Annotated in this window: 21 protein-coding genes and 1 pseudogene; 12 read left to right on the top strand and 10 right to left on the bottom strand. The window is 71.1% G+C overall.

Annotated elements, in window-relative coordinates; genetic code table 11:
* Nucleotides 1-104 precede the first annotated feature (104 nt).
* Nucleotides 105-578 (bottom strand): SseB family protein, encoded by a 474-nt coding sequence (locus ACIQOE_RS25365; RefSeq protein ID WP_351316753.1) that lies wholly within the window; start codon nt 576-578, stop codon nt 105-107.
* A 176-nt stretch (nt 579-754) separates the two neighbouring features.
* Here ACIQOE_RS25365 and ACIQOE_RS25360 point away from each other — a divergent pair, with 176 nt between their 5' ends.
* From ACIQOE_RS25360 to ACIQOE_RS25350, 3 genes are all read left to right on the top strand, one after another.
* The gene (locus ACIQOE_RS25360) at nt 755-2,581 is read left to right on the top strand and encodes an acyl-CoA dehydrogenase (protein WP_351316750.1); all 1,827 of its coding nucleotides are present in this window, start codon (nt 755-757) and stop codon (nt 2,579-2,581) included.
* 77 nt (nt 2,582-2,658) lie between these two features.
* On the top strand, nt 2,659-3,957 hold the full coding sequence (locus tag ACIQOE_RS25355; protein ID WP_351316747.1) for a M18 family aminopeptidase: 1,299 nt from the start codon (nt 2,659-2,661) through the stop codon (nt 3,955-3,957).
* 74 nt (nt 3,958-4,031) lie between these two features.
* Nucleotides 4,032-4,274 (top strand): DUF6458 family protein, encoded by a 243-nt coding sequence (locus tag ACIQOE_RS25350; protein WP_351316744.1) that lies wholly within the window; start codon nt 4,032-4,034, stop codon nt 4,272-4,274.
* Between the two features lie 15 nt (nt 4,275-4,289).
* On the opposite strand, the gene ACIQOE_RS25345 is transcribed toward ACIQOE_RS25350, so the two are convergent.
* A complete protein-coding gene (locus ACIQOE_RS25345; RefSeq protein ID WP_401413896.1) occupies nt 4,290-6,143 on the bottom strand; it encodes an NHL domain-containing thioredoxin family protein in 1,854 nt (617 codons plus the stop codon).
* A gap of 64 nt (nt 6,144-6,207) precedes the next feature.
* Between ACIQOE_RS25345 and ACIQOE_RS25340 the strand changes: the two are divergent.
* Together ACIQOE_RS25340 and ACIQOE_RS25335 are read left to right on the top strand one after the other, a co-directional pair.
* Nucleotides 6,208-6,357: pseudogene (locus tag ACIQOE_RS25340) on the top strand (AraC family transcriptional regulator); the annotation flags it as partial.
* Nucleotides 6,354-6,848: an LURP-one-related family protein gene (locus ACIQOE_RS25335; RefSeq protein WP_351316738.1), complete on the top strand. Its 495-nt coding sequence runs from the start codon at nt 6,354-6,356 to the stop codon at nt 6,846-6,848. The pseudogene ACIQOE_RS25340 and the gene ACIQOE_RS25335, both read left to right, overlap by 4 nt.
* A 29-nt stretch (nt 6,849-6,877) precedes the next feature.
* Here the strand turns inward: ACIQOE_RS25335 and ACIQOE_RS25330 are convergent, their stop codons facing one another.
* Nucleotides 6,878-7,675 carry a carbon-nitrogen family hydrolase gene (locus ACIQOE_RS25330; protein ID WP_401413893.1) on the bottom strand — a complete coding sequence of 266 codons (798 nt, stop codon included), beginning with the start codon at nt 7,673-7,675 and terminating at the stop codon, nt 6,878-6,880.
* 182 nt (nt 7,676-7,857) lie between these two features.
* On the opposite strand from ACIQOE_RS25330, the gene ACIQOE_RS25325 reads away from it, so the two are divergent.
* Nucleotides 7,858-8,682, top strand: a complete 825-nt coding sequence (locus ACIQOE_RS25325; protein WP_351316732.1) for a maleylpyruvate isomerase family mycothiol-dependent enzyme — start codon at nt 7,858-7,860, stop codon at nt 8,680-8,682.
* A gap of 86 nt (nt 8,683-8,768) precedes the next feature.
* Nucleotides 8,769-9,545: a class I SAM-dependent methyltransferase gene (locus tag ACIQOE_RS25320; protein WP_365569200.1), complete on the top strand. Its 777-nt coding sequence runs from the start codon at nt 8,769-8,771 to the stop codon at nt 9,543-9,545.
* A 31-nt stretch (nt 9,546-9,576) separates the two neighbouring features.
* Here the strand turns inward: ACIQOE_RS25320 and ACIQOE_RS25315 are convergent, their stop codons facing one another.
* Nucleotides 9,577-10,878: an MFS transporter gene (locus tag ACIQOE_RS25315; RefSeq protein WP_362639998.1), complete on the bottom strand. Its 1,302-nt coding sequence runs from the start codon at nt 10,876-10,878 to the stop codon at nt 9,577-9,579.
* The gene (locus tag ACIQOE_RS25310) at nt 10,875-11,525 is read right to left on the bottom strand and encodes a GntR family transcriptional regulator (RefSeq protein WP_351316724.1); all 651 of its coding nucleotides are present in this window, start codon (nt 11,523-11,525) and stop codon (nt 10,875-10,877) included. Before ACIQOE_RS25310 ends, ACIQOE_RS25315 begins: the two co-directional genes overlap by 4 nt.
* 189 nt (nt 11,526-11,714) lie before the next feature.
* Between ACIQOE_RS25310 and ACIQOE_RS25305 the strand changes: the two genes are divergently transcribed.
* Together ACIQOE_RS25305 and ACIQOE_RS25300 are read left to right on the top strand one after the other, a co-directional pair.
* Nucleotides 11,715-12,614, top strand: a complete 900-nt coding sequence (locus tag ACIQOE_RS25305) for a D-alanyl-D-alanine carboxypeptidase (protein WP_362639996.1) — start codon at nt 11,715-11,717, stop codon at nt 12,612-12,614.
* Between the two features lie 177 nt (nt 12,615-12,791).
* Complete coding sequence (locus ACIQOE_RS25300; protein WP_365569203.1) at nt 12,792-13,727, top strand: Bro-N domain-containing protein; 936 nt, start codon at nt 12,792-12,794, stop codon at nt 13,725-13,727.
* A gap of 59 nt (nt 13,728-13,786) precedes the next feature.
* Here ACIQOE_RS25300 and ACIQOE_RS25295 read toward each other — a convergent pair whose 3' ends face one another.
* The 3 genes from ACIQOE_RS25295 to pdhA are packed head-to-tail and all read right to left on the bottom strand — an operon-like array spanning nt 13,787 to nt 17,422.
* Nucleotides 13,787-15,217, bottom strand: coding sequence for a dihydrolipoamide acetyltransferase family protein (locus ACIQOE_RS25295; RefSeq protein ID WP_401413889.1), 1,431 nt, complete (start codon nt 15,215-15,217; stop codon nt 13,787-13,789).
* 10 nt (nt 15,218-15,227) lie between these two features.
* Nucleotides 15,228-16,220: an alpha-ketoacid dehydrogenase subunit beta gene (locus tag ACIQOE_RS25290; RefSeq protein WP_351316712.1), complete on the bottom strand. Its 993-nt coding sequence runs from the start codon at nt 16,218-16,220 to the stop codon at nt 15,228-15,230.
* A 2-nt stretch (nt 16,221-16,222) separates the two neighbouring features.
* A complete protein-coding gene (gene pdhA, locus ACIQOE_RS25285) occupies nt 16,223-17,422 on the bottom strand; it encodes a pyruvate dehydrogenase (acetyl-transferring) E1 component subunit alpha (RefSeq protein WP_351316709.1) in 1,200 nt (399 codons plus the stop codon).
* A 571-nt stretch (nt 17,423-17,993) separates the two neighbouring features.
* Between pdhA and ACIQOE_RS25280 the strand changes: the two genes are divergently transcribed.
* The gene (locus ACIQOE_RS25280) at nt 17,994-19,010 is read left to right on the top strand and encodes a phosphotransferase (RefSeq protein ID WP_351316706.1); all 1,017 of its coding nucleotides are present in this window, start codon (nt 17,994-17,996) and stop codon (nt 19,008-19,010) included.
* A gap of 40 nt (nt 19,011-19,050) precedes the next feature.
* Here ACIQOE_RS25280 and ACIQOE_RS25275 read toward each other — a convergent pair whose 3' ends face one another.
* Nucleotides 19,051-20,637 (bottom strand): protein kinase domain-containing protein, encoded by a 1,587-nt coding sequence (locus ACIQOE_RS25275; protein WP_351316703.1) that lies wholly within the window; start codon nt 20,635-20,637, stop codon nt 19,051-19,053.
* Nucleotides 20,638-20,967: 330 nt separating this feature from the next.
* Here ACIQOE_RS25275 and ACIQOE_RS25270 point away from each other — a divergent pair, with 330 nt between their 5' ends.
* Nucleotides 20,968-22,608 (top strand): protein kinase, encoded by a 1,641-nt coding sequence (locus ACIQOE_RS25270; RefSeq protein ID WP_401413885.1) that lies wholly within the window; start codon nt 20,968-20,970, stop codon nt 22,606-22,608.
* A gap of 115 nt (nt 22,609-22,723) precedes the next feature.
* Here the strand turns inward: ACIQOE_RS25270 and ACIQOE_RS25265 are convergent, their stop codons facing one another.
* A complete protein-coding gene (locus tag ACIQOE_RS25265) occupies nt 22,724-23,266 on the bottom strand; it encodes a bacterial proteasome activator family protein (RefSeq protein ID WP_351316697.1) in 543 nt (180 codons plus the stop codon).
* 184 nt (nt 23,267-23,450) lie between these two features.
* Between ACIQOE_RS25265 and ACIQOE_RS25260 the strand changes: the two genes are divergently transcribed.
* Nucleotides 23,451-23,999 carry a hypothetical protein gene (locus ACIQOE_RS25260; RefSeq protein WP_365565098.1) on the top strand — a complete coding sequence of 183 codons (549 nt, stop codon included), beginning with the start codon at nt 23,451-23,453 and terminating at the stop codon, nt 23,997-23,999.
* Nucleotides 24,000-24,002: the final 3 nt, after the last annotated feature.

The raw sequence follows: 24,002 nt of genomic DNA, 5'->3' as shown, positions 1-24,002 counted from the left end.
GTACGCCCAATTTAGTTGAGCGTTGAACTTTCTGCCACCCCCAACGACGAAGGCCCGGAGGACATTCCCTCCGGGCCCGGTCACCGCCGATCAACGGATCGGAACTAGCCGTACATCCGCCGCATCGCGAAGTCCACCATCTGCTCGACCGCCTTCGCGTCGAAGACCATCCGGTGTTCGCCCTCCATGTCGAGGACGAAGCCGTAGCCGGTCGGCAGCAGGTCGATGACCTCCGCGCCCGTGATCACGAAGTACTTGGACTCCTTGCCCGCGTACCGGCGCAGCTCCTTCAGCGAGGTGAACATCGGGATCACCGGCTGCTGGGTGTTGTGCAGGGCGAGGAAACCGGGGTTGTCACCGCGCGGGCAGTACACCTTGGACGTGGCGAAGACCTGCTGGAAGTCCTCGGCGGTCACCTGGCCCGTGGTGAAGGCGCGCACCGCGTCCGCGAGCGAGGGCGGGGACGGCTCGGGGTAGAGCGGGGGCTGCTGACCGTACCCGCCGAGGCCGCCGGGCATCTGCTGCTGCGGCTGGGCGTACTGCTGCTGTGCGCCGACGTTCTGGTCATAGCCGTACATGCGCGCAAGCCTACCGAGACGCGCGGCCTCCGCGAGAAGGTAGACCCATCTCACACTTCACCGGGTGGGGGTTGCGCCTTATTACCGACGGGTAGCATCATCGGAGCCACTCGTTGGTATGTGAAAGCTTGCGCGGGGATTCAGTGCCTCGCCGATCCGGATACGGAGCCGTCACCATGGGGCACTACAAGTCCAACCTCCGCGACATCGAGTTCAACCTCTTCGAAGTGCTCGGTCGCGACAAGCTGTACGGCACCGGCCCGTTCGCCGAGATGGACACCGACACCGCCAAGAGCGTCCTGGAGGAGCTGACCCGGCTCGCCGAGAACGAGCTGGCCGCGTCCTTCACCGACGCCGACCGCAACCCGCCGGTCTTCGACCCGGAGACCAACACCGCGCCGGTCCCGGCCTCGTTCAAGAAGAGCTACAAGGCCTTCATGGACTCCGAGTACTGGCGGCTCGGCCTGCCCGAGGAGATCGGCGGCACCACCGCTCCCCCCTCGCTCATCTGGTCCTACGCGGAGCTGGTCCTCGGCGCCAACCCGGCCGTGTGGATGTACTCCTCCGGCCCGGCGTTCGCCCGCATCCTCTTCGAGGAGGGCACCGAGGAGCAGAAGAAGTGGGCGCAGATCGCCGTGGACCGCACCTGGGGTTCGACCATGGTGCTCACCGAGCCCGACGCGGGCTCGGACGTCGGCGCCGGCCGCACCAAGGCGGTCCAGCAGGAGGACGGCTCCTGGCACATCGAGGGCGTGAAGCGCTTCATCACCTCCGGTGAGCACGACATGGAGGAGAACATCCTCCACTACGTCCTCGCCCGCCCCGAGGGCGCCGGCCCCGGCACCAAGGGCCTCTCCCTCTTCCTGGTGCCCAAGTACCTCTTCGACTTCGAGACCGGCGAGCTGGGCGAGCGCAACGGCGTCTACGCCACCAACGTCGAGCACAAGATGGGCCTCAAGGCGTCCAACACCTGCGAGATGACCTTCGGCGACCGCCACCCGGCCAAGGGCTGGCTGATCGGCGACAAGCACGAGGGCATCCGCCAGATGTTCCGGATCATCGAGTTCGCCCGCATGATGGTCGGCACGAAGGCCATCTCCACGCTCTCCACCGGCTACCTCAACGCCCTGGAGTACGCCAAGGAGCGCGTCCAGGGTCCGGACCTCGCGAACTTCATGGACAAGACCGCGCCCAAGGTCACCGTGACCCACCACCCCGACGTCCGCCGCTCGCTGATGACGCAGAAGGCGTACGCCGAGGGCATGCGCGCCCTCGTCCTCTACACCGCCTCGATCCAGGACGCGATCATGGTCAAGGAGACGAACGGCGAGGACCCGAAGGCCGAGCACGCGCTCAACGACCTGCTCCTGCCGATCGTCAAGGGCTACGGCTCCGAGAAGGGCTACGAGCAGCTCGCCCAGTCGCTGCAGACCTTCGGCGGCTCCGGCTTCCTGCAGGAGTACCCGATCGAGCAGTACATCCGGGACGCCAAGATCGACACCCTCTACGAGGGCACCACCGCGATCCAGGGCCAGGACTTCTTCTTCCGGAAGATCGTCCGCAACCAGGGTGCCGCGCTGAACTCCCTCGCCGAGGACATCAAGAAGTTCCTGGCCCTCGGCACCGGCGGCGAGCGGCTCGCGGGTGCCCGCGAGCACCTGGCGAAGGCGGCCGTGGAGCTGGAGGCGATCGTCGGCCTGATGCTGACCGACCTCGCCGCCACCGAGCAGGACGTCAAGAACATCTACAAGGTGGGCCTCAACACCAGCCGCCTGCTGCTCGCCTCCGGCGACGTGATCGTCGGCTACCTGCTGCTCAAGGGCGCCGCGGTCGCCGCCGAGAAGCTGGAGACGGCGTCCGCCAAGGACGTCCCCTTCTACACCGGCAAGATCGCGGCGGCGAAGTTCTTCGCGGCCAACGTGCTGCCGGGCGTCACCCTGGCCCGCAAGATCGCGGCCGACGTCGACCTCGACCTGATGGAGCTGGACGAGGCCGCTTTCTGATCCGGCCCGCCGCTCCTCCACGGTGGCCCGCTCCCTCGCCGGGGAGCGGGCCACCGTACGTCGTTAAGGTGAGGAGCATGAGCGAACCAGCCCGCTTCGACCGCGGCCACACCGACGACCTGATGTCCTTCCTCGCGGCCGGCCCCACGCCGTACCACGCCGTGGCCACCGCCGGTGAACGGCTGGAGAAGGCCGGCTTCCGGCAGGTCGCCGAGACGGACGCCTGGGACGGGACGGCGGGCGGCAAGTACGTCCTGCGCGGCGGCGCGATCATCGCCTGGTACGTCCCCGAGGGCGCCGCGCCGCACACGCCGTTCCGGATCGTCGGCGCGCACACCGACTCCCCGAACCTGCGGGTCAAGCCCCGCCCGGACACCGGCGCGCACGGCTTCCGGCAGGTCGCCGTGGAGATCTACGGCGGGCCGCTCATGAACTCCTGGCTCGACCGGGACCTCGGCCTGGCCGGCCGGCTCAGCCTGCGCGACGGCACCACCCGCCTGGTCGACGTGCGCCGCCCGCTGCTGCGGGTCCCCCAGCTCGCCATCCACCTGGACCGCGCGGTGAGCAGCGACGGGCTCAAGCTCGACAAGCAGCGCCACCTGCAGCCCGTCTGGGGCCTCGGCGACGACGTCCGCGACGGCGACCTGATCGCCTTCCTCGAGCAGGAGGCGGGCGTGCCGGCCGGCTCGGTGACCGGCTGGGACCTGATGACCCACCCCGTGGAAGCGCCGGCCTACCTGGGCCGCGACCAGGAGATGATGGCCGGCCCCCGGATGGACAACCTGCTGTCCGTGCACGCCGGGACGGCGGCCCTCGCGGCCGTCGCGGCGGGCGGCCCGCAGCTGCCCTGCGTCCCGGTGCTCGCCGCCTTCGACCACGAGGAGACCGGCTCCCAGTCCGACACCGGCGCGGACGGCCCGCTGCTCGGCAGCGTGCTGGAGCGGTCGGTCCTGGCGCGCGGCGGATCCTACGAGGACCGGGCGCGCGCGCTCGCCGCCAGCGTCTGCGTCTCCTCCGACACCGGCCACGCCGTGCACCCCAACTACGCCGAACGCCACGACCCCACGCACCACCCGCGGCTCAACGGCGGCCCGATCCTCAAGGTCAACGTCAACAACCGCTACGCGACGGACGGTTCGGGCCGCGCGGTCTTCGCCGCCGCCTGCGAGAAGGCCGGCGTCCCCTTCCAGACCTTCGTCTCCAACAACTCCATGCCCTGCGGCACCACGATCGGCCCGATCACCGCGGCCCGCCACGGCATCCGCACCGTCGACATCGGCGCGGCGATCCTCTCCATGCACAGCGCCCGCGAACTGTGCGGCTCCGACGACCCGTTCCACCTCGCGAACGCCCTGGCGGCTTTCCTGGAGGGGTAGTTGCACATGTACCGCCCGCCCCTGGGTACCCGGTGGAGACCGGAACCACCGAACCTGAAGGGGAGGCAACGCTCATGGGCCTTGGCGGGTGCATCATCCTCATCGCCGTGGGGGCCATCCTCACGTTCGCGACCGACTGGCACATGCAGGGCGTCAACCTCGACGTCGTGGGCCTGATCCTGATGGCCGTCGGCATCATCGGCGTCGCCACGTTCACGAACGTCGCCCGTCGCCGGCGGGTCATGGTGCCACCGACGACGGTCGTCGAGGAACGGCACCACCACCGGGACGAGTACGGCAACGGGTACGGCGCCTGACGCGGATGCCGAGGCCTAGGCCTCCCCGGCCTTCTCGGCCTCCTCGTCCATGCCGGCCAGGACCAGCGGCAGCCGGTCCGCCCCGCCTTCCGCGAGGCGGACCGGGACCCCCCAGTCCTGCTGGTGCACATGGCAGGCCGGGTACTCGTTCGCCGGGTCGTCGTCGCAGGACGCGGCCATGGCCGAGACGTGCAGGACACCCTCGGTCACGGCCGGGTTCAGCTCCAGGTCCCTGGACAGGTCCGTGTCCGGTCCTTCGCCCTTGAGCAGCAGCTCCGGCGGGGTCGAGGACACCAGGAGCCGCGTCGAGGGGCCGTAGCGCAGGTCGAGCTTCTGGCCCGACGGGGCCTGGAAGATCACGTCCAGGCGGAGGCGGCCGGGCGCCACCTCGGTCGCCGCCCGCTGGGTGCGGTGCGCGACCGACTCCACCCGGACCGCCTCCTCGGGCAGCCGCAGCCGGGTCAGGCGGTGCCGGGCCGACTCGACGACCACGATGTCGTCGCCGGCCAGCACCGCGTCGCTCGGCTCCCGCAGATCCGTCGCCAGCGTGGTGACCTCGCCGGTCGCCGGGTCGTAGCGGCGCAGCGCGTGGTTGTAGGTGTCGGACACCGCGACCGAGCCGTCGGGAAGCGCCGTCACGCCCAGCGGGTGCTGGAGCAGCGCCTGCGCGGCCGCGCCGTCCCGGTGCCCGAAGTCGAAGAGGCCGGTGCCCACGGCCGTGTGCACGTGCCCGTCCAGGTCGACCCAGCGCAGCGCGCTGGTCTCGGAGTCGGCGAGCCAGAGCCGGTCGGCGGTGGCGGCGAGCCCGGACGGCTGCGCGAACCAGGCTTCGGCCGCGGGACCGTCCACCAGCCCCTCGTTGGTGGTGCCGGCGGCCACCGCGACCGTGCCGCCGGCCGGGTCGTACGTCCACAGCTGGTGGACGCCCGCCATGGCGATCCACACCTTGCCGCCGAAGACGGCCACGTCCCACGGGGAGGACAGGTCGACCTCACGGGCCGGGCCGGAGGTCGGGGAGCCCTGCCACCACTGGCGGCCGGTGCCGGCCAGCGTGGTCACCTCGCCGGTGGCCGGGTCGAGGCGGCGCAGGGCGTGGTTGACGGTGTCGGCGACGACCACGGAGCCGTCCTCCAGGAGCGCCAGGCCCTGCGGTTCGCTGAAGGCGGCCTCGGCCGCCGGGCCGTCGGCGAAGCCGCGCTCGCCGGAGCCGATGCGCCGCAGGACCGTCTCCGCGTCCTCGGCCAGCTCCACCAGTTGGTGCCGGGTGGTGTCGCTGACCAGGAAGGTCCCGGAGGGCAGCCGCAGCGCCTTGCCGGGGAAGCGCAGGGCGGTCGGCTCGGGCTCCGGCGGCACGTACGGGCCGTCGCCGCGCCGCAGGGTGCCCTTCGCCTCGTGCTCCGCCTCCAGCTCCTCCACCAGGCGGGCGATCGCGTGCGCGTGCCCCTCACCGGCGTGCTGGGCGACGACGTATCCCTCGGGGTCGATCACCACCAGCGTCGGCCAGGCCCGTACCGCGTACTGCTTCCAGGTGGCGAGCTGCGGGTCGTCGAGCACCGGGTGCTCCACGCCGTACCGCTCCACGGCGTCCACGACCGCCTGGTGCTCCGCCTCGTGGACGAACTTCGGCGAGTGCACCCCGATGATCACCACCGTGTCCCGGTGGCTCTCCTCCAGCTCCCGCAGCTCGTCCAGGACGTGCAGGCAGTTGATGCAGCAGAACGTCCAGAAGTCGAGGATGACGATGCGTCCGCGCAGGTCCGCGAGGGTGTACTGCTTGTCGCCCGTGTTCAGCCAGCCGCCCTCGCCGATCAGCTCGGGGGCACGGACGCGGGCACGGCGCGGGGTGGGGGCCGGGGATGTGTCGCTCATGGACCAAGGGTGCCACTTGCCGGCAAAAGCGCGTCCACCCCTGTGGACAACCCACGTCCTCCCTGGTCAGGCGAGGGTGCGGCCGGTGGCCGCGCGCAGCGGGCTGGGCACGGCGGCCAACCTGCGGGCCCGGCTGCGGCGCGAGACCGGGCTCAGCCCGACGGACTACCGGCGGCGTTTCGGGCCGGTCGGCCGGGAAGGGGTACAGACATGAGATTCCTGGTACGCGACCGGCTCCTCGGCTTCGGCGAGGACTACTGGATCGAGGACGAGCACGGCGACAAGGTCTTCCTCGTCGACGGCAAGGCCATGCGGGTGCGGGACACGTTCGAGCTGAAGGACCGGCAGGGGCGCGTGCTGGTCGACATCCACCAGAAGATGTTCGCCCTGCGCGACACCATGGTGATCGAACGCGACGGCGAGCCGCTGGCCACCATCAGGCGCAAGCGGCTCTCGCTGCTGCGCAACCACTACCGCGTCCAGCTGGTCGACGGCACCGAGCTGGACGTCAGCGGCAAGATCCTCGACCGTGAGTTCGCCGTGGAGTACGACGGCGAACTGCTGGCCGTGGTCTCCCGGCGCTGGCTGCACGTCCGGGAGACCTACGGTGTCGACGTCGTGCGCGACGACGCGGATCCGGCGCTGCTGATCGCGGTGGCGGTGTGCGTGATCCATCTCGCCGACAAGGAGCGCGAGGAGGATTAGCGAAGGGCCGGGGGAAGAACGGCGGAGGATCAGCGGCGGGCCGGCGGGGCCAGGCCGAGCAGGCGGTCCTTGAGCGCCGGGAACTGCTCGCGGGTGGCGGCGACCCTGGCCGGGTCGAGGTCGACGGTCAGGACCTGCTCGCCGGCGCCCGCCTCGGCCAGCACCTCGCCCCAGGGATCGACCACGATCGAGTGACCGGCCTGCGGAACTCCGGCGTGCGTCCCGGCCGTTCCACACGCGAGCACGAACGCCTGGTTCTCCACCGCCCGCGCCTTGGCCAGCAGGGTCCAGTGCGCGCGCCGGCGTTCGGGCCAGCCCGCCGAGACCACCATCGTCTCGGCGCCGGCGTCGACGAGCGCGCGGAAGAGTTCGGGGAAACGGAGGTCGTAGCAGGTGGCCACGCCCAGCGTGGTCTCCGGGAGCCGGACGGTCACCAGGTCCTGCCCGGCGCCCATCAGCACCGCCTCGCCCTTGTCGAAGCCGAAGCGGTGGATCTTGCGGTAGGCCGCGGCCGGCTCACCGGAGGGGGAGAAGACGAGAGCCGTGTTGTAGAGGGGGCCTTCGGGGTCCCGCTCGGGGATGGAGCCGGCGTGCAGCCAGACGCCCGCGTCGCTCGCCGCCTTCGCCATCGCCTCGAAGGTGGGGCCTTCGAGCGGCTCGGCCTCGGTGGCGAACTCCTCGTAGGCGAAGGCGCCGGTGGTCCACAGCTCCGGCAGGACGACGAGATCGGCGCCCGCCTGTTCGCGCACCAGTGCGGCCACGCGCCGCCGACGCGCTTCGACCGATTCGTTCTCGTTTACATCGATCTGGATCAGCGAGGCGCGCACACTACCACCGTCCTGGCATTCGAGCCGTCCACACGGGCCTACGATCGTCACACGAAAGCACTGCCGGGGTGCCTCACAGCAGCGTAACTTAGCGTTTCAAGACACCCGCCGACAGCAGCCACCACCCATTGGCAGCGCCGCCACAACCTGCCCGAGTACCGACCGCCGAGGGGTCCCGTTCCGTGAGTCTGCATCCCACTCTCCAGCCCTACGCCGACGCCTGGACCCACTCCATCGAAGCGATATCCGAGCTGGTGACGCCCCTCCCCGAGGGCGAGTGGAACCGGCGGACACCGTGCCCGGGCTGGTCGGTGCGGGACGTGGTCTCCCACGTCATCGGGCTGGACTGCGAGATGCTGGGCGACCCACGTCCGATCCACACCCTGCCGCGCGACCTCTACCACGTCACCAACGAGCCCCAGCGCTACATGGAGATGCAGGTCGACGTACGGCGCCATCACACGGCGCCGGAGATGACCTCGGAGCTGGAGTACACGGTCATCCGCCGCAACCGCCAGCTGCGCAACGAGTCGCGGGAGCCGGGGCACACGGTGCGCGGGCCGATGAGCACGGAGATCACCCTCGAAGAGTCCATGCGCTCCCACGCGTTCAACGTGTGGGTGCACGAGCAGGACCTGCGCGCGGCACTGGGCCGGCCCGGCAACCTCGACTCGCCGGGCGCGCAGATCGCCCGGGACGTGCTGCTCGACGAGCTGCCCCGGGTGGTCGCCACCCTGGCCGACGCCCCGCGCAGCTCGGCCGTCATCTTCGACGTGCACGGGCCGGTGGAGTTCCTGCGCACCATCCGCATCGACATCCAGGGCCGCGGCACCCTGGAGACCACGCCCGCGCTCGGCCCCGCCGCCATCTTCACCCTCGACTGGGAGACCTACGTCCGCCTGGCCTGCGGCCGCACCACGCCGGACGCAGCCGCGGACCGCGTGAAGGCGGAGGGCGACCAGGAGCTGACGGCGGCGATCCTGCGGAACTTCGCGGTCACCCAGTAGCGGTGCGCGCTCACCCGGGGGACGCCGGAGGCGGACACCGGTAATTCGGTGGGCCGCGGCGACCGCGGGCATCTACCTTGCCCGGCATGACCACTGCCACCGCTCCGCACGGCGACCTCCCGCCCCGCCTGACCCGGCTCACCTTCCACGGCCCGCTCTCCGAGGCCCGCGCGGCCGCGATGGTACGACGGCTCGCCGCCACCCGTCCCGCCTCCGTGCTGGACATCGGCTGCGGCTGGGGCGAACTGATGCTGCGCCTGCTGGAGGCCGTACCCGGCGCCCGCGGCGTGGGTGTGGACGTGCACGCCGGGGACCTGGCGCGGGGACGGCGGGCGGCCGGGGAGCGCGGGCTGGCCGGCCGGGTGGAGTTCGCCGAGGAGTCGGCGGCGGGCACCGGCCGCGGACCGGCCGACGTGGTGCTGTGCCTCGGGGCGAGCCAGGCGCTGGACGACGATCTGGAGACGGCCCTGCGGGAGCTGCGGCGGCTGGTGGCCGACGGCGGGCGGGTCCTGCTCGGTGAGGGTTTCTGGCAGCGCACCCCGACCGAGGAGGAACTCTCCGGTATGTGGCCGGGCGCCTCGGCCGCCGACCACCACGGGCTCGCGGCCCTGGTCGGCCTGGCGGTGGCGGCCGGGTTCCGCCCGGAGTGGACGGAGACGGCCGACCTCGCGGAGTGGGAGGAGTTCGAGTCGGCGTACCAGGCGGACCAGGAGGTGTGGCTGGCGGCCCGTCCGGGACATCCGCTGGCCACCGAGACCCGGGCCCGGCTGGACGCCCACCGGTCGTCCTGGCTGACCTACCGGGGCGTGCTGGGCCTGGCCTACCTCACCCTCGTGCCGACGGCGGTCCCGCCGGCCGTGTGACCGGATCCCCGGGAGTGGCGGGGCGAAGCGGTCACGCGGGCACGTGCACGGTCTCCACCCGGCTCGCCACCAGGCGTTCCCGCTCGCGCCGGGCCGCCCGCCCGCGCAGCCGCAGGATCTGGCTCACCCCGAGCGCCTGGAGCACGAAGACGCAGGAGAACGCCACCGAGTAGTCGTCGCCGGTCGCGTCCAGCAGCACGCCCACCGCGAAGAGCGTCGTCATCGAGGCGATGAAACCACCCATGTTGGTGATCCCGGACGCGGTGCCCTGCCGCTCGGGCGGGTTCGCCGGCCGGGCGAAGTCGAAGCCGAGCATGGACGCCGGACCGCAGGCCCCCAGCACCGTGCAGAGCACCACCAGCAGCCACATCGGCGCGTGCTCGGCCGGGTACGCCAGCGTCGCCGCCCACACCAGCGCCGTCGCGCCGACGGTACCGAGCGCCAGCGGCAGCCGCGCCGCGTGGTGCCGGGCGACGACCTGGCCGTAGACCAGCCCGACGACCATGTTGGAGAGCACGACCAGCGTCAGCAGCTCGCCCGCGGTGGCGCGGGACAGGCCCTGTGCCTGGACCAGGAACGGCAGGCCCCACAGCAGCAGGAACACCATCGCCGGGAACTGGGTGGTGAAGTGCACCCACAGGCCGAGCCGGGTCCCGGGCTCCCGCCAGGAGGCGGCGATCTGCCGGCGGACGTAGGCGGCGCCCCGGTGCGGGAAGGGCGCCGGCTCGTACCCCTCGGGGTGGTCCTTCAGGAAGCACAGCACGAGGACCAGGACGACCACGCCGGCCAGGGCGCTGCCCGCGAACGCCGGGGTCCATCCGATGCCGTGCAGCAGCCGGGCGAGGACGAGCGTGGAGACGAGGTTGCCGGCCATGCCGACCAGGCCGGCGAGCTGGGCGACGAGCGGGCCGCGCCGGACCGGGAACCAGCGGGTGCCGAGCCGCAGCACGCTGATGAAGGTCATGGCGTCGCCGCAGCCGAGCAGCGCGCGCGAGGCGAGCGCGGTGCCGTAGGACGGGGAGAACGCGAAACCGAGCTGGCCCGCCGTGAACAGGACGGCACCGATGGCGAGGACCTTCTTGGTGCCGAGGCTGTCGACCAGCAGGCCGACGGGTATCTGCATGCCGGCGTAGACCAGCAGCTGGAGTATGGAGAAGGTGGACAGCGCCGAGGCGTTGACGTGGAAGCGGTCGGCCGCGTCGAGACCGGCGACACCGAGGGAGGTACGGAAGATGACGGCGACGAAGTAGACCGAGACGCCTATGGACCAGACCGCGACGGCCCGCCGGCCGCCGGGCGGGTCACCGGGCAACGAGGTGCCGCCGCGGCTCATCGGACCTCACCCCGCGCCAGGTGCGCGAACCAGTCGACGTGCCGGTGCACCAGCTCGACGGCGAGGTCGGCGTCCCCGGCGCGCAGCGCGTCCAGGATCTCCTCGTGCTCGGTGAGCGACTTGGCGATCCGGTCCGGATGCGCGTTCATGATCGCGACGCCCATCCGCAGCTGGCGGTCGCGGAGCTGGTCGTAGAGGCGGGAGAGGATCTCGTTGCCGCCGTCGCGGACGATCTCGGCGTGGAAGCAGCGGTCCGTGACGGCCGCGGCCGCCAGGTCGCCGTCGGCGGCCTCGGTCTTCTGCCGGTCCAGGAGTTCCTCCAGACGGGCCACGAGCAGCGCGGACGGCGGTACGGCCTTGCGCACCGCGTGCTCCTCGACCAGCATCCGGGTCTCCACCACGTCCGCGATCTCCTGCGCGGAGACCGGCAGCACCATGGCGCCCTTCTTCGGGTAGAGCTTGATCAGGCCCTCCACCTCAAGGCGGAGCAGCGCCTCGCGGACCGGGGTGCGGGAGACCCCTACGGCCTCGGCCAGCTCACCCTCGGTGAGCAGCGTGCCGCCCTCGTAGTGGCGGTCCAGTACGGCTTGCTTGACGTGCGCGTACACGCGGTCGGCGGCGGGGGGCTGCTTGACGGCCAGGCTCATGCCCACAGCATAGATACAACACGTACGCATGCCGAGCGACGTCCACCATGCGGACGTGACTCATGTCTCCCCCAGCGACCGCACAACCATCTGTGCTAGTTACGTGTCCTACACGTGCGGCCCGCACTTCCCTGCCGCCTCAACTTGGCCGCACTACAGGGGCATTCGACTCGACTCGGGGTAACTCACTTGATTACCGGCATTAAGGGCACCCGCATTCGCAAGGCTGCCGCCGTCGCCGTCACGTCCGGCGCGTTGCTCGCCACCGGGGCCCTCACCGCGGCGCCCGCCCAGGCCGTCACGAAGCCCAGCATCGTGGCCAAGGGCGGCTACATCATGAACAACTCGAACGCCAAGACGCTGTACACGAAGGCCGCGGACACCAAGCTGTCCACCGGCTCGACCACGAAGATCATGACCGCCAAGGTCGTGCTCGCGCAGTCGAACCTGAACCTGGACTCCAAGGTCACCATCCAGAAGGAATACAGCGACTACGTCGTCCGCAACAACGCCTCCCAGGCGCACCTGATCGTCGGCGACAAGGTCACCGTCCGCCAGCTGCTGTACGGGCTGATGCTGCCCTCCGGCTGCGACGCCGCCTACGCGCTGGCCGACAAGTACGGTTCCGGCACCACGCGCGCCAAGCGTGTCGCCAACTTCATCGGCAAGATGAACACCGCCGCGAAGAGCCTGGGTCTCACCCACACCCACTTCGACTCGTTCGACGGCATCGGCAACGGCAACAACTACTCGACGCCGCGCGACCTGACGAAGATCGCCAGCAGCGCGATGAAGAACGCCAACTTCCGCGCGGTCGTCAAGACGAAGAAGTACACGGCGAAGACGATCACCAAGACCGGTTCCACCCGCACCATGGGTGCCTGGACCAACACCAACACGCTGCTCAGCAGCTACAGCGGCGCCATCGGCATCAAGACCGGATCCGGCCCCGAGGCCAAGTACTGCCTCGTCTTCGCCGCGACCCGGAACGGCAAGACGGTCATCGGCACCGTCCTCGCCTCCTCCTCCATCACCCAGCGCGCGACGGACGCCACGAAGCTCCTGAACTACGGCTTCGCGACGATCTGACTCACCTGGAACCGAGCCTACGAAGGCCCGCCGCAATCCGTGCGGCGGGCCTTTCGCACACCCGAACGCCCCGGCGCAGCAGAACAGGTGACCTTCCCTCACAATCGTGAACATCACAGTATTTGACTGGCATATTCGATTTTCTTCGCCCTAGGTTCCGCGGCGGAGGTGGTTCACATGAACGAACCCGACAAGCAGGCCAAGCACACCAGGTCCCACGAGGCGATCGACGTCGGCGACTTCGTGTACGCGGCGACCGGAGCCCGCGTACGACGACTGACCATGCCGGACGGAACGCACTGGTTCCCGGCGGTGGACGTGTGCAAGGAGCTGGGGTACGCCAACGCCCGGAAGGCTCTGGCCGATCACGTCCCGGAGGAGCATCGAGAGACGATCGAGAGCGTAACTGGAGGTTACGCTCTCAGCGTTCCCGCAGGTCGAGAGTGGCGTCGAGACATGAACCTCATCGATCTCCAGGGTCTCATCGCTCTCGTCAACGGCTGCACGAAGCCCGCCTGCGCCCCCTTCAAGGAGTGGGTCGTCGAGGTCATCGCGACGGTCCAGCGAGAGGGTTCCTACACCCTGGAGGAGGCCGAGGTGCAGCCCGCCGAGCCGGGTGCTCCGATCGCGTACGCCATGCCGGAGCAGATCGCGGAGGCCATCATCCGGCTGGAGGCGCACAACCTGCAGTTGGACGAGCAGTTGGCGAGCGGGCAGCGCGAACTGATCGAATTGCAGAAGAGCACGCTCGCCGTGCAGCAGGCCATGGTGCTGGCCATGGAGCGGATCGCCGACCGGCTCGACGAACTCGTCCGCGAACGGCGCAGGCCCTACGGTCCGCCGGTGGCGCTGCCGACCACCGAGTCCGTGCTCGCTGACTGGCGGGGGCGGTTGTCGGTGACCGAGGACGTGTGGACGGTGGCCGTCGTCATCGCCCCGGTCCTCGTGGAGAAGGGTGAGCTGCGCGAGCCGCTCGAATCGATCGCCGCCCGCACCGGGCTGACGGTGCATCGCGTCAACGAGTGCCTACGGCTGCTGCGCAAGCACGCCTGCATCCACGCGCAGGGCGGGACGGAGGAGGGGGCGCCGGTCTACGTGCTGGACCGGATCTGAGAGTGAGCGGGCGGTCGCAAGAGAAATTTGCGACCGCCCGCTTCTCAGCCTATCCGCTTTCAGCCCCAGGTAATCAGCCGCTTCGGCTGTTCCAGGATCGCCGCGATGTCCGCGAGGACCTTGGAGCCCAGTTCGCCGTCGACCAGGCGGTGGTCGAAGGACAGGGCCAGCGTGGTGACCTGACGGGGCTTCACCTTGCCCTTGTGGACCCACGGCTGGAGCTTGATGGCCCCGACCGCCAGGATCGCGGCCTCGCCCGGGTTGAGGATGGGCGTGCCCGTGTCGATGCCGAAGACACCGACGTTGGTGATCGTGACCGTGCCGCCCTGCATGGCGCCGGGCGAGGTCTTGCCGTCCCGGGCCGTGGCCACCAGCTCGCCGAGGGACTCGGCCAGCTGCGGCAGCGTCCTGGCGTGGGCGTCCTTGATGTTCGGGACGATCAGGCCCCGCGGGGTGGCCGCGGCGATGCCCAGGTTGACGTAGTGCTTGAGCACGATCTCCTGGTTCGCCTCGTCCCAGGACGCGTTGATGTCCGGGTTGCGCTTGATGGCGACCAGCAGCGCCTTGGCGATGAGCAGGAGGGGGTTCACGCGCAGGCCCTGCAGGTCCTTGTCCTGCTTGAGCTCCTCCACCAGCTTCATCGTGCGGGTCACGTCCACCGTCACGAACTCGGTGACGTGCGGCGCCGTGAACGCCGAGCCCACCATGGCCGCCGCCGTCGCCTTGCGGACACCCTTGATCGGGACGCGCGTCTCGCGCGGGCCGTCGTACGACGCCACGGGAGCGGCCGCCGGCGCGGCCGGTGCCTGCTCCGGGACCGCCACGGGCCCGGCCGCCGGTGCGGCGGCCACCGCCGCGTGGACGTCCTCGCGCGTGATGACGCCCTCGGGGCCCGACGGGGTCACCGTGGCGAGGTCGACGCCCAGGTCCTTCGCGAGCTTGCGCACCGGCGGCTTCGCCAGCGGGCGGGCACGCTCCACGGCGGGGGCCTCGGGGGCGGGCTGGGCGGCGACGGCGTGGCCGTGGCCGTTCAGCTCCCGCTGGACCGCCGCCTGGACCGCGGTCTCGGCGGCCGTCGGCTCCGTACCCTTGCGCGGGCGGCGCTTCGTGGAGGAGGCGGCGACGCCGTAGCCGACGAGAACCGGCTGGCGGGCCTGCGGCTTCTCCTCCGGCTCGGCGGCCGGTACGGGCTCGGCGGCCGGCGCGGGCTCCGCCGCGGGAGCGGCACCGCCCGACACGTCCACCGTGATGATCGCCGTGCCGACGTCCACCGTGGTGCCCTCGGCGAAGCGCAGCTCGCGCACCACGCCGTCGTAGGGGATGGGCAGTTCGACGGCGGCCTTGGCCGTCTCGACCTCGCACACCACCTGGCCGTCGGTGACCGTGTCGCCCGGCTGGACGTACCACTTGAGGATCTCCGCCTCGGTGAGCCCCTCGCCCACGTCCGGCATCTTGAATTCGCGTACGGACGCTTCCGTCATCGTCGTCACGACCCTCTCCTCAGTACGCCAGGGCACGGTCGACGGCGTCGAGCACCCGGTCAAGGCCCGGAAGGTACTCCTCCTCCAGGCGGGCCGGCGGATAGGGGGCGTGGTACCCGCCCACCCGGAGCACCGGGGCCTCCAGGTGGTAGAAGCAGCGCTCGGTGATGCGGGCGGCGATCTCCGCGCCCGAGCCGAAGAACACCGGCGCCTCGTGGACCACGACCAGGCGGCGGGTCTTCTCGACCGAGGCCTGGACGGAGTCGAAGTCCAGCGGGGAGACGGACCGCAGGTCCAGGACCTCCAGGGACTTGCCCTCCTCGGCGGCCGCGTCGGCGGCCTCCTGGCAGAGCTTCACCATCGGGCCGTAGGCCGCCAGGGTGACGTCGGTGCCCTCGCGGACCACCCGCGCCTTGTGCAGCGGGCCCGGGATGGCCTCCGTGTTCACCTCGCCCTTGTCCCAGTAGCGGCGCTTGGGCTCGAAGAAGATCACCGGGTCGTCGCTCTGGATGGCCTGCTGCATCATCCAGTAGGCGTCCGAGGAGTTCGAGGGAGAGACGATCTTCAGGCCGGCCACGTGCGCGAAGAGCGCCTCGGGGGACTCCGAGTGGTGCTCGACCGCGCCGATGCCGCCGCCGTAGGGGATGCGCACGACGACCGGCAGCTTGACCGTGCCCAGCGAACGCGCGTGCATCTTCGCCAGCTGGGTGACGATCTGGTCGTAGGCAGGGAAGACGAAGCCGTCGAACTGGATCTCCACGACCGGGCGGTAGCCGCGCAGCGCCAGGCCGATCGCGGTGCCGACGATGCCGGACTCGGCGAGGGGGGTGTCGATGACGCGGCTCTCGCCGAAGTCCTTCTGCAGGCCGTCGGTGACCCGGAAGACGCCGCCGAGCTTGCCGACGTCCTCGCCCATGACGAGGACCTTGGGGTCGGTCTCCAGGGCCCGGCGCAGCGACTCGTTGATCGCCTTGGCCAGCGCCATGTTCTTGACAGTCACGGTCTCCGCCATGGTCAGGCCCCCTCTACGTCCGCGAACGACGCCTGGTAGGCGGCGAACTGGGCTCGTTCCTCGTCGACGAGCGCGTGCCCGTCCGCGTACACGTGCTCGAACATGGCGAAGTTGTCCGGGTCCGGCATGGCCCGGACCGATTCGCGCACTCGCCTGCCCAACGCCTCGGACTCGGCCTCGAGTTCCGCGAAGAATCCCTCGTCCGCGTGGTTTGCGGCCTCGAGATACCGGCGCAGCCGCAGGATCGGGTCCTTGGCCTCCCACGCCTCGCGCTCCTCGTCGGCCCGGTACTTGGTCGGGTCGTCGGAGGTGGTGTGGGCGCCCATCCGGTAGGTGTACGCCTCGACCAGGGTCGGGCCCTCGCCGCTGCGGGCGCGCTCCAGCGCCCGCTTGGTGACCGCGAGGCAGGCGAGGACGTCGTTGCCGTCGACGCGGACGCCGGGGAAGCCGAAGCCCTGGGCGCGCTGGTAGAGCGGGACGCGGGTCTGCTTCTCGGTCGGCTCGGAGATCGCCCACTGGTTGTTCTGGCAGAAGAACACCACCGGGGCGTTGTAGACCGCGGCGAAGGTGAACGATTCGGCGACGTCGCCCTGGCTGGAGGCGCCGTCGCCGAAGTAGGCGATGACCGCCGAGTCCGCGCCGTCCTTGGCGACGCCCATGGCGTAGCCGGTGGCGTGCAGGGTCTGCGAGCCGATGACGATCGTGTAGAGGTGGAAGTTGTTGCTGTTGGGGTCCCAGCCGCCGTGGTTGACGCCGCGGAACATGCCCAGCAGGTTGGTCGGGTCGACCCCGCGGCACCAGGCCACGCCGTGCTCGCGGTAGGTCGGGAAGACGTAGTCGTCCTCGCGGGTGGCGCGCCCGGAGCCGATCTGGGCGGCCTCCTGGCCCAGCAGGGACGCCCACAGGCCCAGCTCGCCCTGGCGCTGCAGGGCGGTGGCCTCGGCGTCGAAGCGGCGGGAGAGCACCATGTCGCGGTACAGGCCGCGCAGTTCCTCGGAGGTGATCCCGGCGACGTAGGCGTCGTACTCGGCGTTCTTGACCCGCTTGCCCTCCGGGGTCAGCAGCTGCACGAGCTCGGGATCGGTGCTCTTCTTCGTGGTGGTGCGAGTGGTGCGCTTGGTGCCGGTCTTGCTGCCGGTGGTACCGGCCTTGCCTGCGGCGCTGCGTCGCGGTTGGCTCGCGGCACTGCTGTCCACGGTCACGTGTGCTCCTCCGTCGGTCCGGCCCCCGGGGTTGCCGGGTGAACCAGTGCGGCTCACCTGTTTCCGACACCCGTGGCACGGGGTGGGTGCCACTCGGCCGGGAACAGGCGTGACAGGTGCCCCGGCGAGCGCCCTGCAAGATGCACGTTACCCAGTGCTCCACATTTCTGTGAAACCCCTCCTGACCTGCGATTTTGCTTGGAAATCCAAGTACTTTCCGCTTGGGTTTCCCAGTGGATCGACAGTGACCGGAAGGTTGCTGGTCAGAGCCCTGCGGGAGGCCGGAACTACCGCACGTTATCCCGCCGCACCGGGCCACGGGAAGAGTTCGCGGACGAGTGAGGTGTCGCGGGTCGAGAACGGGCGAATGGGCATATTTCAGGGAGCGTGCGGCCGAAGGGGCGACGGCCGGGCACCTTCCACCCCGGGGACGGACACGCAAGTGGGTCCGTCACCGTCCACCACGTGACCGAAAGTGACCAACAGCGACTGCCTGCGACAATCCCCAGGTCACAGGCCCAGGCGGTGCCCTAGCATCTGCCGCGTGCTGCGCTCATGCTTACCACCCCTCGTGCCCCATGCGCCCCCTCTGGGCGCCCTGCTCCGGCTGTACGCCGCCGGTTCCGCGCTCGCCTGCCGACCCGTGGAACAAGGACTACTCAACCGCGGATACCACGTCCGCACGACCCTCGGCCGCTACTTCCTGAAGCACCACTTCGACCCCGACACCGCCGACCCGGCCGCCATCGAGCGCCGCCATCTGGCCACCCAGCGCCTGGCCGCCCTCGGCGTCCCGGTCGCGCCGCCGCTGGCCCACCGCGAGGGCCGTACGGTCGCCGTCGTCGGCGGCCACGCCTACGCGCTGCACCCCTGGATCGACGGCAGACACCGGCACGGCGGACAGCTCACGCGCACGCAGTGCGCGCGGCTCGGCGCGCTCCTGGGCGCCGTGCACGCGTGTCTGGAGCGCGTGATGCCGCCCAAGGGCCGCACCCGCCCGGCCACCAGCCCCCATCCGGTCGAGAGCGCCGACCCCGCCGACACCTACGCGCTCATCGACGACCTGCTCGCCCGGGTCAGCCGGCACCGCCCCGCCGACTCCTTCGACGAACTCGCCCGCCACCGGCTGCTCGAACGCCGCGCCCTCCTCGAACAGCACGCCGGCCGCCGTCCGCCGCGCGGCGCCTCGGTGGGCTGGGTGCACGGCGACTTCCACCCGTTCAACCTGCTCTACAAGGACGACGCGCCCGCCGCGATCGTCGACTGGGACCGGCTGGGCGTGCAGCCCCGCGCGGAGGAGGCCGTCCGCGCCGCCGCCATCTTCTTCGTCCGCCCGTCGGGACCGCTGGACCTGGCGAAGGTGCGGGCCTACGCGCGCGCGTACCGGCGCGCGGCCGGCGCCACGCCCTCGGAGCTGGCGGCGGCCGTGCACCGGGTGTGGTGGGAACGGCTCAACGACTTCTGGATGCTGCGCTGGCACTACGAGCGCGGCGACACCCGCGCGGACCCGCAGTTCCCGGCCGCCTCCGCGCTGGCCGTGTGGTGGACCAGCGAGTACGACGCCGTGTGCGACGCGTTCGTCCGGTGAGGCCGCCCGCCGCTCAGCCCCGCAGGGGCGACAGTGTCCTTCAAGGGTTGCCGAGGCCGGTGCCGGCGACGGAACCCTCGTCCGTGTTGCCGCTGCCGCCGTCCGCGCCCGACGACTCGGAGGGGTCGGTCTGCGGGGAGCTGGCGGTGTCGGTGGGCTGGGAGGCGCTCGCCGTGTCCGACGGCTCGTCGGTCGGGTCCGAGCTCTCCGTCTGGGACTGGGTGTACGACGGGGTCTCCGACGGCGTGTAGTGGGAGTTGTCGTCGCCGCCCGAGCCGCTGGTGTCGGTGGCCCTGTCCGTGGCCTTGTCGCTGGACTTGTCGGAGGGGCTGGAGCTGGGCGTCTCGTCCTTGGCGCTCCGCGAGACGCTCGGCGTCGGCGTCGTCCCCGTGCCGCCGCCGTCGCCGCCGCCCTTGTTCAGGGCCAGCGCGACGCCCGCCGCGATCGCGATCACCGCGAAGACGGCCAGGATCCACAGCTTGCCGCGGCCGCTGCCCCGGTTGCCGTGGCCCTCGAAGCCGCCGTCGTCACCGCCGCCGTAGCCGGCCGGCAGGATCGGCTGCGGGATCTGCGAGGTCCCGGCGGAGTTCATCGGGTGCTGCATCGCCGTGGTGCCGGCGAAACCGCCGGCCGCCGCGTGCCGGCCGTCGGGCACGGTGACCGGGCCGGTGTTCCAGGTGCCGGTGTGGGCGCCCTGGTCGTACAGCATCTGCAGGGCGTACTGGACCAGGCCGCGCATCTCCTCGGCGGTCTGGAAGCGGTCGTCGGGCTCCTTGGCGAGCGAGCGCATGACGAGGCCATCCAGCTCCGGCGGGGCGACGCCCTCGGAGCTCTGGGACGGCGGCACCGGGATGTCCTGGACGTGCTGGTAGACCACCGACAGCGGGGTCTCGCCGATGAAGGGCGGCCGCAGCGAGAGCAGTTCGTACAGCAGGCAGCCGGTGGCGTACAGGTCGGAACGGTGGTCGACGGCCTTGCCGAGCGCCTGCTCGGGGGAGAGGTACTGGGGCGTGCCCATGACCATGCCGGTCTGCGTCATCGTCGTGGAGGCGCCGTGCAGGGCGCGCGCGATGCCGAAGTCCATCACCTTGACGGCGCCGTTGTGCGTGATGATCACGTTGGCGGGCTTGATGTCCCGGTGCACGATGCCGTGCTGGTGCGAGTAGGCCAGCGCCTCCAGCACCCCGGAGGTGATGATCAGGGCCTGCTCGGGACCGGGCGCCTCGGCGTTGATCAGCAGGTCACGGATGGTGCGGCCCTCGACCAGCTCCATCACGATGTACGGCACGGACTGGCCGCCGACGACGTCCTCGCCGGAGTCGTAGACCGCCACGATCGCGTGGTGGTTCAGCCCGGCGACCGACTGTGCCTCGCGGGTGAAGCGGGCCTTGGAGACCGGGTCCTCGGCGAGATCGGCGCGCAGCAGCTTGACGGCCACGGTCCGGCCGAGCCGTACGTCCTCCGCGGCGAACACCTCGGCCATACCGCCCCGGCCGAGCCGGTGCGTGAGCCGGTAACGGCCGTCGCCCACCAGGCCGCCGTTGCCCCACATCTCCGGCGTGTCTGACATGCCGCCGCCAGTCGCCTCGGGGTCGGACGGGCCCTGGGCGCTGTGCGTCTGTGCCATCGGTCCTCGCCGTCGTTTCTGCCCGCGGTGCGCGCGGTGTTGTCACGGTCTCCGTCGGCCACGCTACAGCCTCAGCGCAACCCCCAGGTCCGGGTTCCGTCCCGTGGACGGACCGGCCATCAAACCGGTACCCCGCGACGGCGTGCAAATCCTGTGTACCGGGCGTACGGCAGTCGTAACGCTTCCGCGCCTCTTCTTTCGCGTACGGTCACGGAACGGGCACCCCGCTTGACGTGTCAGTGCCCTCGGGCAGACTTGGCCCCGGACTTGACCAGGAACGGGACATTCGATCGACAAGGGTGCGCGAGCGCACGACGGGGGACGGGGAAAATGAGCCAGGACGGCGCACACGGCCGTTACGCGGGGCGGGCGCTGGCCGCTGGCCGCTACCAGTTGCGCGACCTGCTCGGTGCGGGCGGCATGGCCTCCGTGCACCTGGCGTACGACTCGGTCCTGGACCGCCAGGTGGCGATCAAGACCCTGCACACCGAACTGGGCCGGGAGCAGGCCTTCCGCGAGCGCTTCCGCCGCGAGGCCCAGTCCGTGGCCAAGCTCACGCACACCAACATCGTCTCCGTCTTCGACACCGGCGAGGAGGACCTCGACGGCTCGACCATGCCGTACATCGTCATGGAGTACGTCGAGGGCCGCCCGCTCGGCTCGGTGCTCGACGCGGACGTCGCGCAGCACGGCGCGATGCCCGCCGACAAGGCCCTGAAGATCACCGCCGACGTGCTGGCGGCGCTGGAGATCAGTCACGAGATGGGGCTGGTCCACCGCGACATCAAGCCCGGCAACGTGATGATGACCAGGCGCGGGGTCGTCAAGGTGATGGACTTCGGCATCGCCCGTGCCATGCAGTCCGGGGTCACCTCGATGACCCAGACCGGCATGGTCGTCGGCACTCCGCAGTACCTCTCCCCCGAGCAGGCGCTCGGCCGGGGCGTGGACGCCCGCTCCGACCTCTACTCGGTGGGCATCATGCTGTTCCAGCTGGTCACCGGGCGGCTGCCGTTCGACGCGGACTCGCCGCTGGCGATCGCCTACGCGCACGTCCAGGAGCAGCCGGTCGCTCCCTCCTCGGTCAACCGGGCGCTGCCCCCGGCCGTGGACGCGCTGATCGCCCGCGCGCTGAAGAAGAACCCGAACGAGCGCTTCCCGACCGCCGAGTCCATGCGCGACGAGTGCCTGCGGGTCGCCGCCTCGCTGCAGACCGCCGCGCCCAGCATCGTCCCGGGCATCCCGCCCACGCAGAGCGGTTCCGGGGTCGGCTCCGCGGTGTTCCCGCCGGTCGACCAGACGGCTCCGGCGCCTCAGGGGCCGGTGCAGACGCCGTACCACCCGACGCCGAACCCGTACGGCACCCCGGCTCCGGGGCCCGCTCCGGCGTACGGCTATCCGCAGCAGCCCGGCTACCAGACGCCCGCCGGATACGGCGCTCAGGCACCGACCCCGCCGCCCTACGACCTGACGACCCGCACGTCGCCGTCCGGCGGTGGCCGGGGCAACCGGCCGGTGGTCATCGGGTCGGTCGCGGTCTCGCTGATCGCCGTGGTCGGCCTGGTCGTCGCACTGGTGCTGAACAGCGGCGGCGGTGGCGACGACGACAAGGGCGGCGGCAGCGGCGGCAGCGGCGGCGCCACCACGAGCGCCTCGGCCTCGCAGGCCTCGGGCTACCGCGGCCCGGACACCTCGAAGACCGTCGAGAAGACCGTGTGCACCGAGCCGCAGGAGTCGTACGACGACCCCGACAAGATCCAGGTGCCCGACTTCAAGTTCAAGTACATCAGGTCCGTCAAGGAGTGCTTCCAGGCCGCGGGCTGGCGGATGAAGCTCACCTCCGTGGACGAGAACACCTTCGGCGACGGCACGGTCATGGACCAGTTCCCGGCCGCCGGCACGGATGTCGACCCCAAGAACATGCCGACCGTCGAGCTCAAGGTCTCGACGGGCAACCCGGCCACCGGCTGAGGCGCCGGCGCCGTGGCCCCGCGGGCGGGCCGAAGCGGTAGGAAGGGCCCGGCGACGCTGTCGCCGGGCCCTTCGCCGTCACAGTCCTTGAGGCGGGGTCCGCCAAAAGCCGGTCCTAGAGGTACGGCCCGCCGGAGCGGCCGGCCGCCGGGCCGCCTTCCTCGCCCTCGTGGCCGACACCGGGCGGCAGCGCCCGGCGCATCTGCTCCAGCTGGGCGCGGGCGGCCATCTGCTGGGCGAACAGCGTCGTCTGGATCCCGTGGAAGAGGCCCTCCAGCCAGCCCACCAACTGGGCCTGCGCGATGCGCAGTTCCGAGTCGGTCGGAGTCACGTCGTCGGTGAAGGGCAGCGACAGCCGCTCCAGCTCCTCCACCAGCTCCGGCGCCAGACCGTCCTCCAGCTCCTTCACGGAACTGGCGTGGATCTCCTTGAGCCGGACCCGGCTGGCCTCGTCGAGAGGAGCCGCGCGCACCTCCTCCAGCAGCTGTTTGATCATGCTGCCGATCCGCATGACCTTGGCGGGCTGTTCCACCATCTCCGTCACCGGGATCTCGCGGGAGTCCTCGCCCCCGTTGCCGCCTCCGAGTGCCATCCCGTCCTGGCCCACGACCAGGATCGGGGGGTTCTCCGGCGACCGTTCGTTCCTCGGCATCTCCATGCGGCCATTCTCTCGCACCCCTGCCTCCCACCACCGTGGTGCCCCCCATGGCGGCTGATCCACCGCACCGCGCCGCCCCGGGCGGGCGTAGACCCATCGGCGGAACCGGAGGTGCCGGGCACGGCGGTGGATGTGAGGCTGGTGATCGTCGGCCCTGACGACTGTGTTCCAGGAGGTCACCGACGTGACTCCAAGGCCACGACCCACCTCGGGCGGTGTACGGCTCGCGCTGGTCCGCCTGCTGCTCGTCCTCGCGGCGGTCCTGCTGCCGCACGGCACGGCCCACGCGTACGACCCCGGTCCGGTGGTCGCCCAGGATCCCGGGGCGACGCCCTCGGACTCGGCGAGCGCGTCGGACTCCGCCGAGCCGTCCCGGGCCGGGACCCTGGCCGGTGAGGGCAGGATGCGGCCGGGACGGCCCCAGGGCCCGGCGGCGGCCGTCCAGGGGCAGGACCAGGACGAGGACGAGCCGGACGAGCCGGAGGAGGACGAGGAGGCGCCCGGCGACGGGACCGGCGGCCCGAGCCCGGCCGTCACCTCGGCGCGGCCGTCCGGGACCTCCGGCCCGGTGCCCAGCACGCCCCGGCAGCAGCCCGCCCAGCAGGCCGCGGCCCCCGCCGAGGACGACTCCTCCGAGCCCGTGCTGCACATCCTTCCGCTGGGCAGCGGCCTGATCCTGATCGGCCTCGGCCTCGGCCTCGCCTTCGTCGCCCTGCGGGTACGGCGGGACTAGGAC

Source organism: Streptomyces sp. NPDC091282 (assembly GCF_044757385.1).
In the GTDB taxonomy this organism is placed as follows: Bacteria; Actinomycetota; Actinomycetes; order Streptomycetales; family Streptomycetaceae; genus Streptomyces; species Streptomyces gramineus.
Note: the sequence above shows the minus strand (reverse complement) of the source record. Positions and strands in the feature narration are given on the sequence as shown.

Coding starts and splice junctions, on each gene's coding strand:
- ACIQOE_RS25265 (WP_351316697.1), bottom strand. CDS start 23,266: ATGGAGATGCCGAGGAACGAACGGTCGCCGGAGAACCCCCCGATCCTG.
- ACIQOE_RS25335 (WP_351316738.1), top strand. CDS start 6,354: ATGAGATTCCTGGTACGCGACCGGCTCCTCGGCTTCGGCGAGGACTAC.
- ACIQOE_RS25290 (WP_351316712.1), bottom strand. CDS start 16,220: ATGGCGGAGACCGTGACTGTCAAGAACATGGCGCTGGCCAAGGCGATC.
- ACIQOE_RS25320 (WP_365569200.1), top strand. CDS start 8,769: ATGACCACTGCCACCGCTCCGCACGGCGACCTCCCGCCCCGCCTGACC.
- ACIQOE_RS25355 (WP_351316747.1), top strand. CDS start 2,659: ATGAGCGAACCAGCCCGCTTCGACCGCGGCCACACCGACGACCTGATG.
- ACIQOE_RS25350 (WP_351316744.1), top strand. CDS start 4,032: ATGGGCCTTGGCGGGTGCATCATCCTCATCGCCGTGGGGGCCATCCTC.
- ACIQOE_RS25300 (WP_365569203.1), top strand. CDS start 12,792: ATGAACGAACCCGACAAGCAGGCCAAGCACACCAGGTCCCACGAGGCG.
- ACIQOE_RS25345 (WP_401413896.1), bottom strand. CDS start 6,143: ATGAGCGACACATCCCCGGCCCCCACCCCGCGCCGTGCCCGCGTCCGT.
- ACIQOE_RS25360 (WP_351316750.1), top strand. CDS start 755: ATGGGGCACTACAAGTCCAACCTCCGCGACATCGAGTTCAACCTCTTC.
- ACIQOE_RS25270 (WP_401413885.1), top strand. CDS start 20,968: ATGAGCCAGGACGGCGCACACGGCCGTTACGCGGGGCGGGCGCTGGCC.
- ACIQOE_RS25315 (WP_362639998.1), bottom strand. CDS start 10,878: ATGAGCCGCGGCGGCACCTCGTTGCCCGGTGACCCGCCCGGCGGCCGG.
- ACIQOE_RS25365 (WP_351316753.1), bottom strand. CDS start 578: ATGTACGGCTATGACCAGAACGTCGGCGCACAGCAGCAGTACGCCCAG.
- ACIQOE_RS25275 (WP_351316703.1), bottom strand. CDS start 20,637: ATGGCACAGACGCACAGCGCCCAGGGCCCGTCCGACCCCGAGGCGACT.
- ACIQOE_RS25310 (WP_351316724.1), bottom strand. CDS start 11,525: ATGAGCCTGGCCGTCAAGCAGCCCCCCGCCGCCGACCGCGTGTACGCG.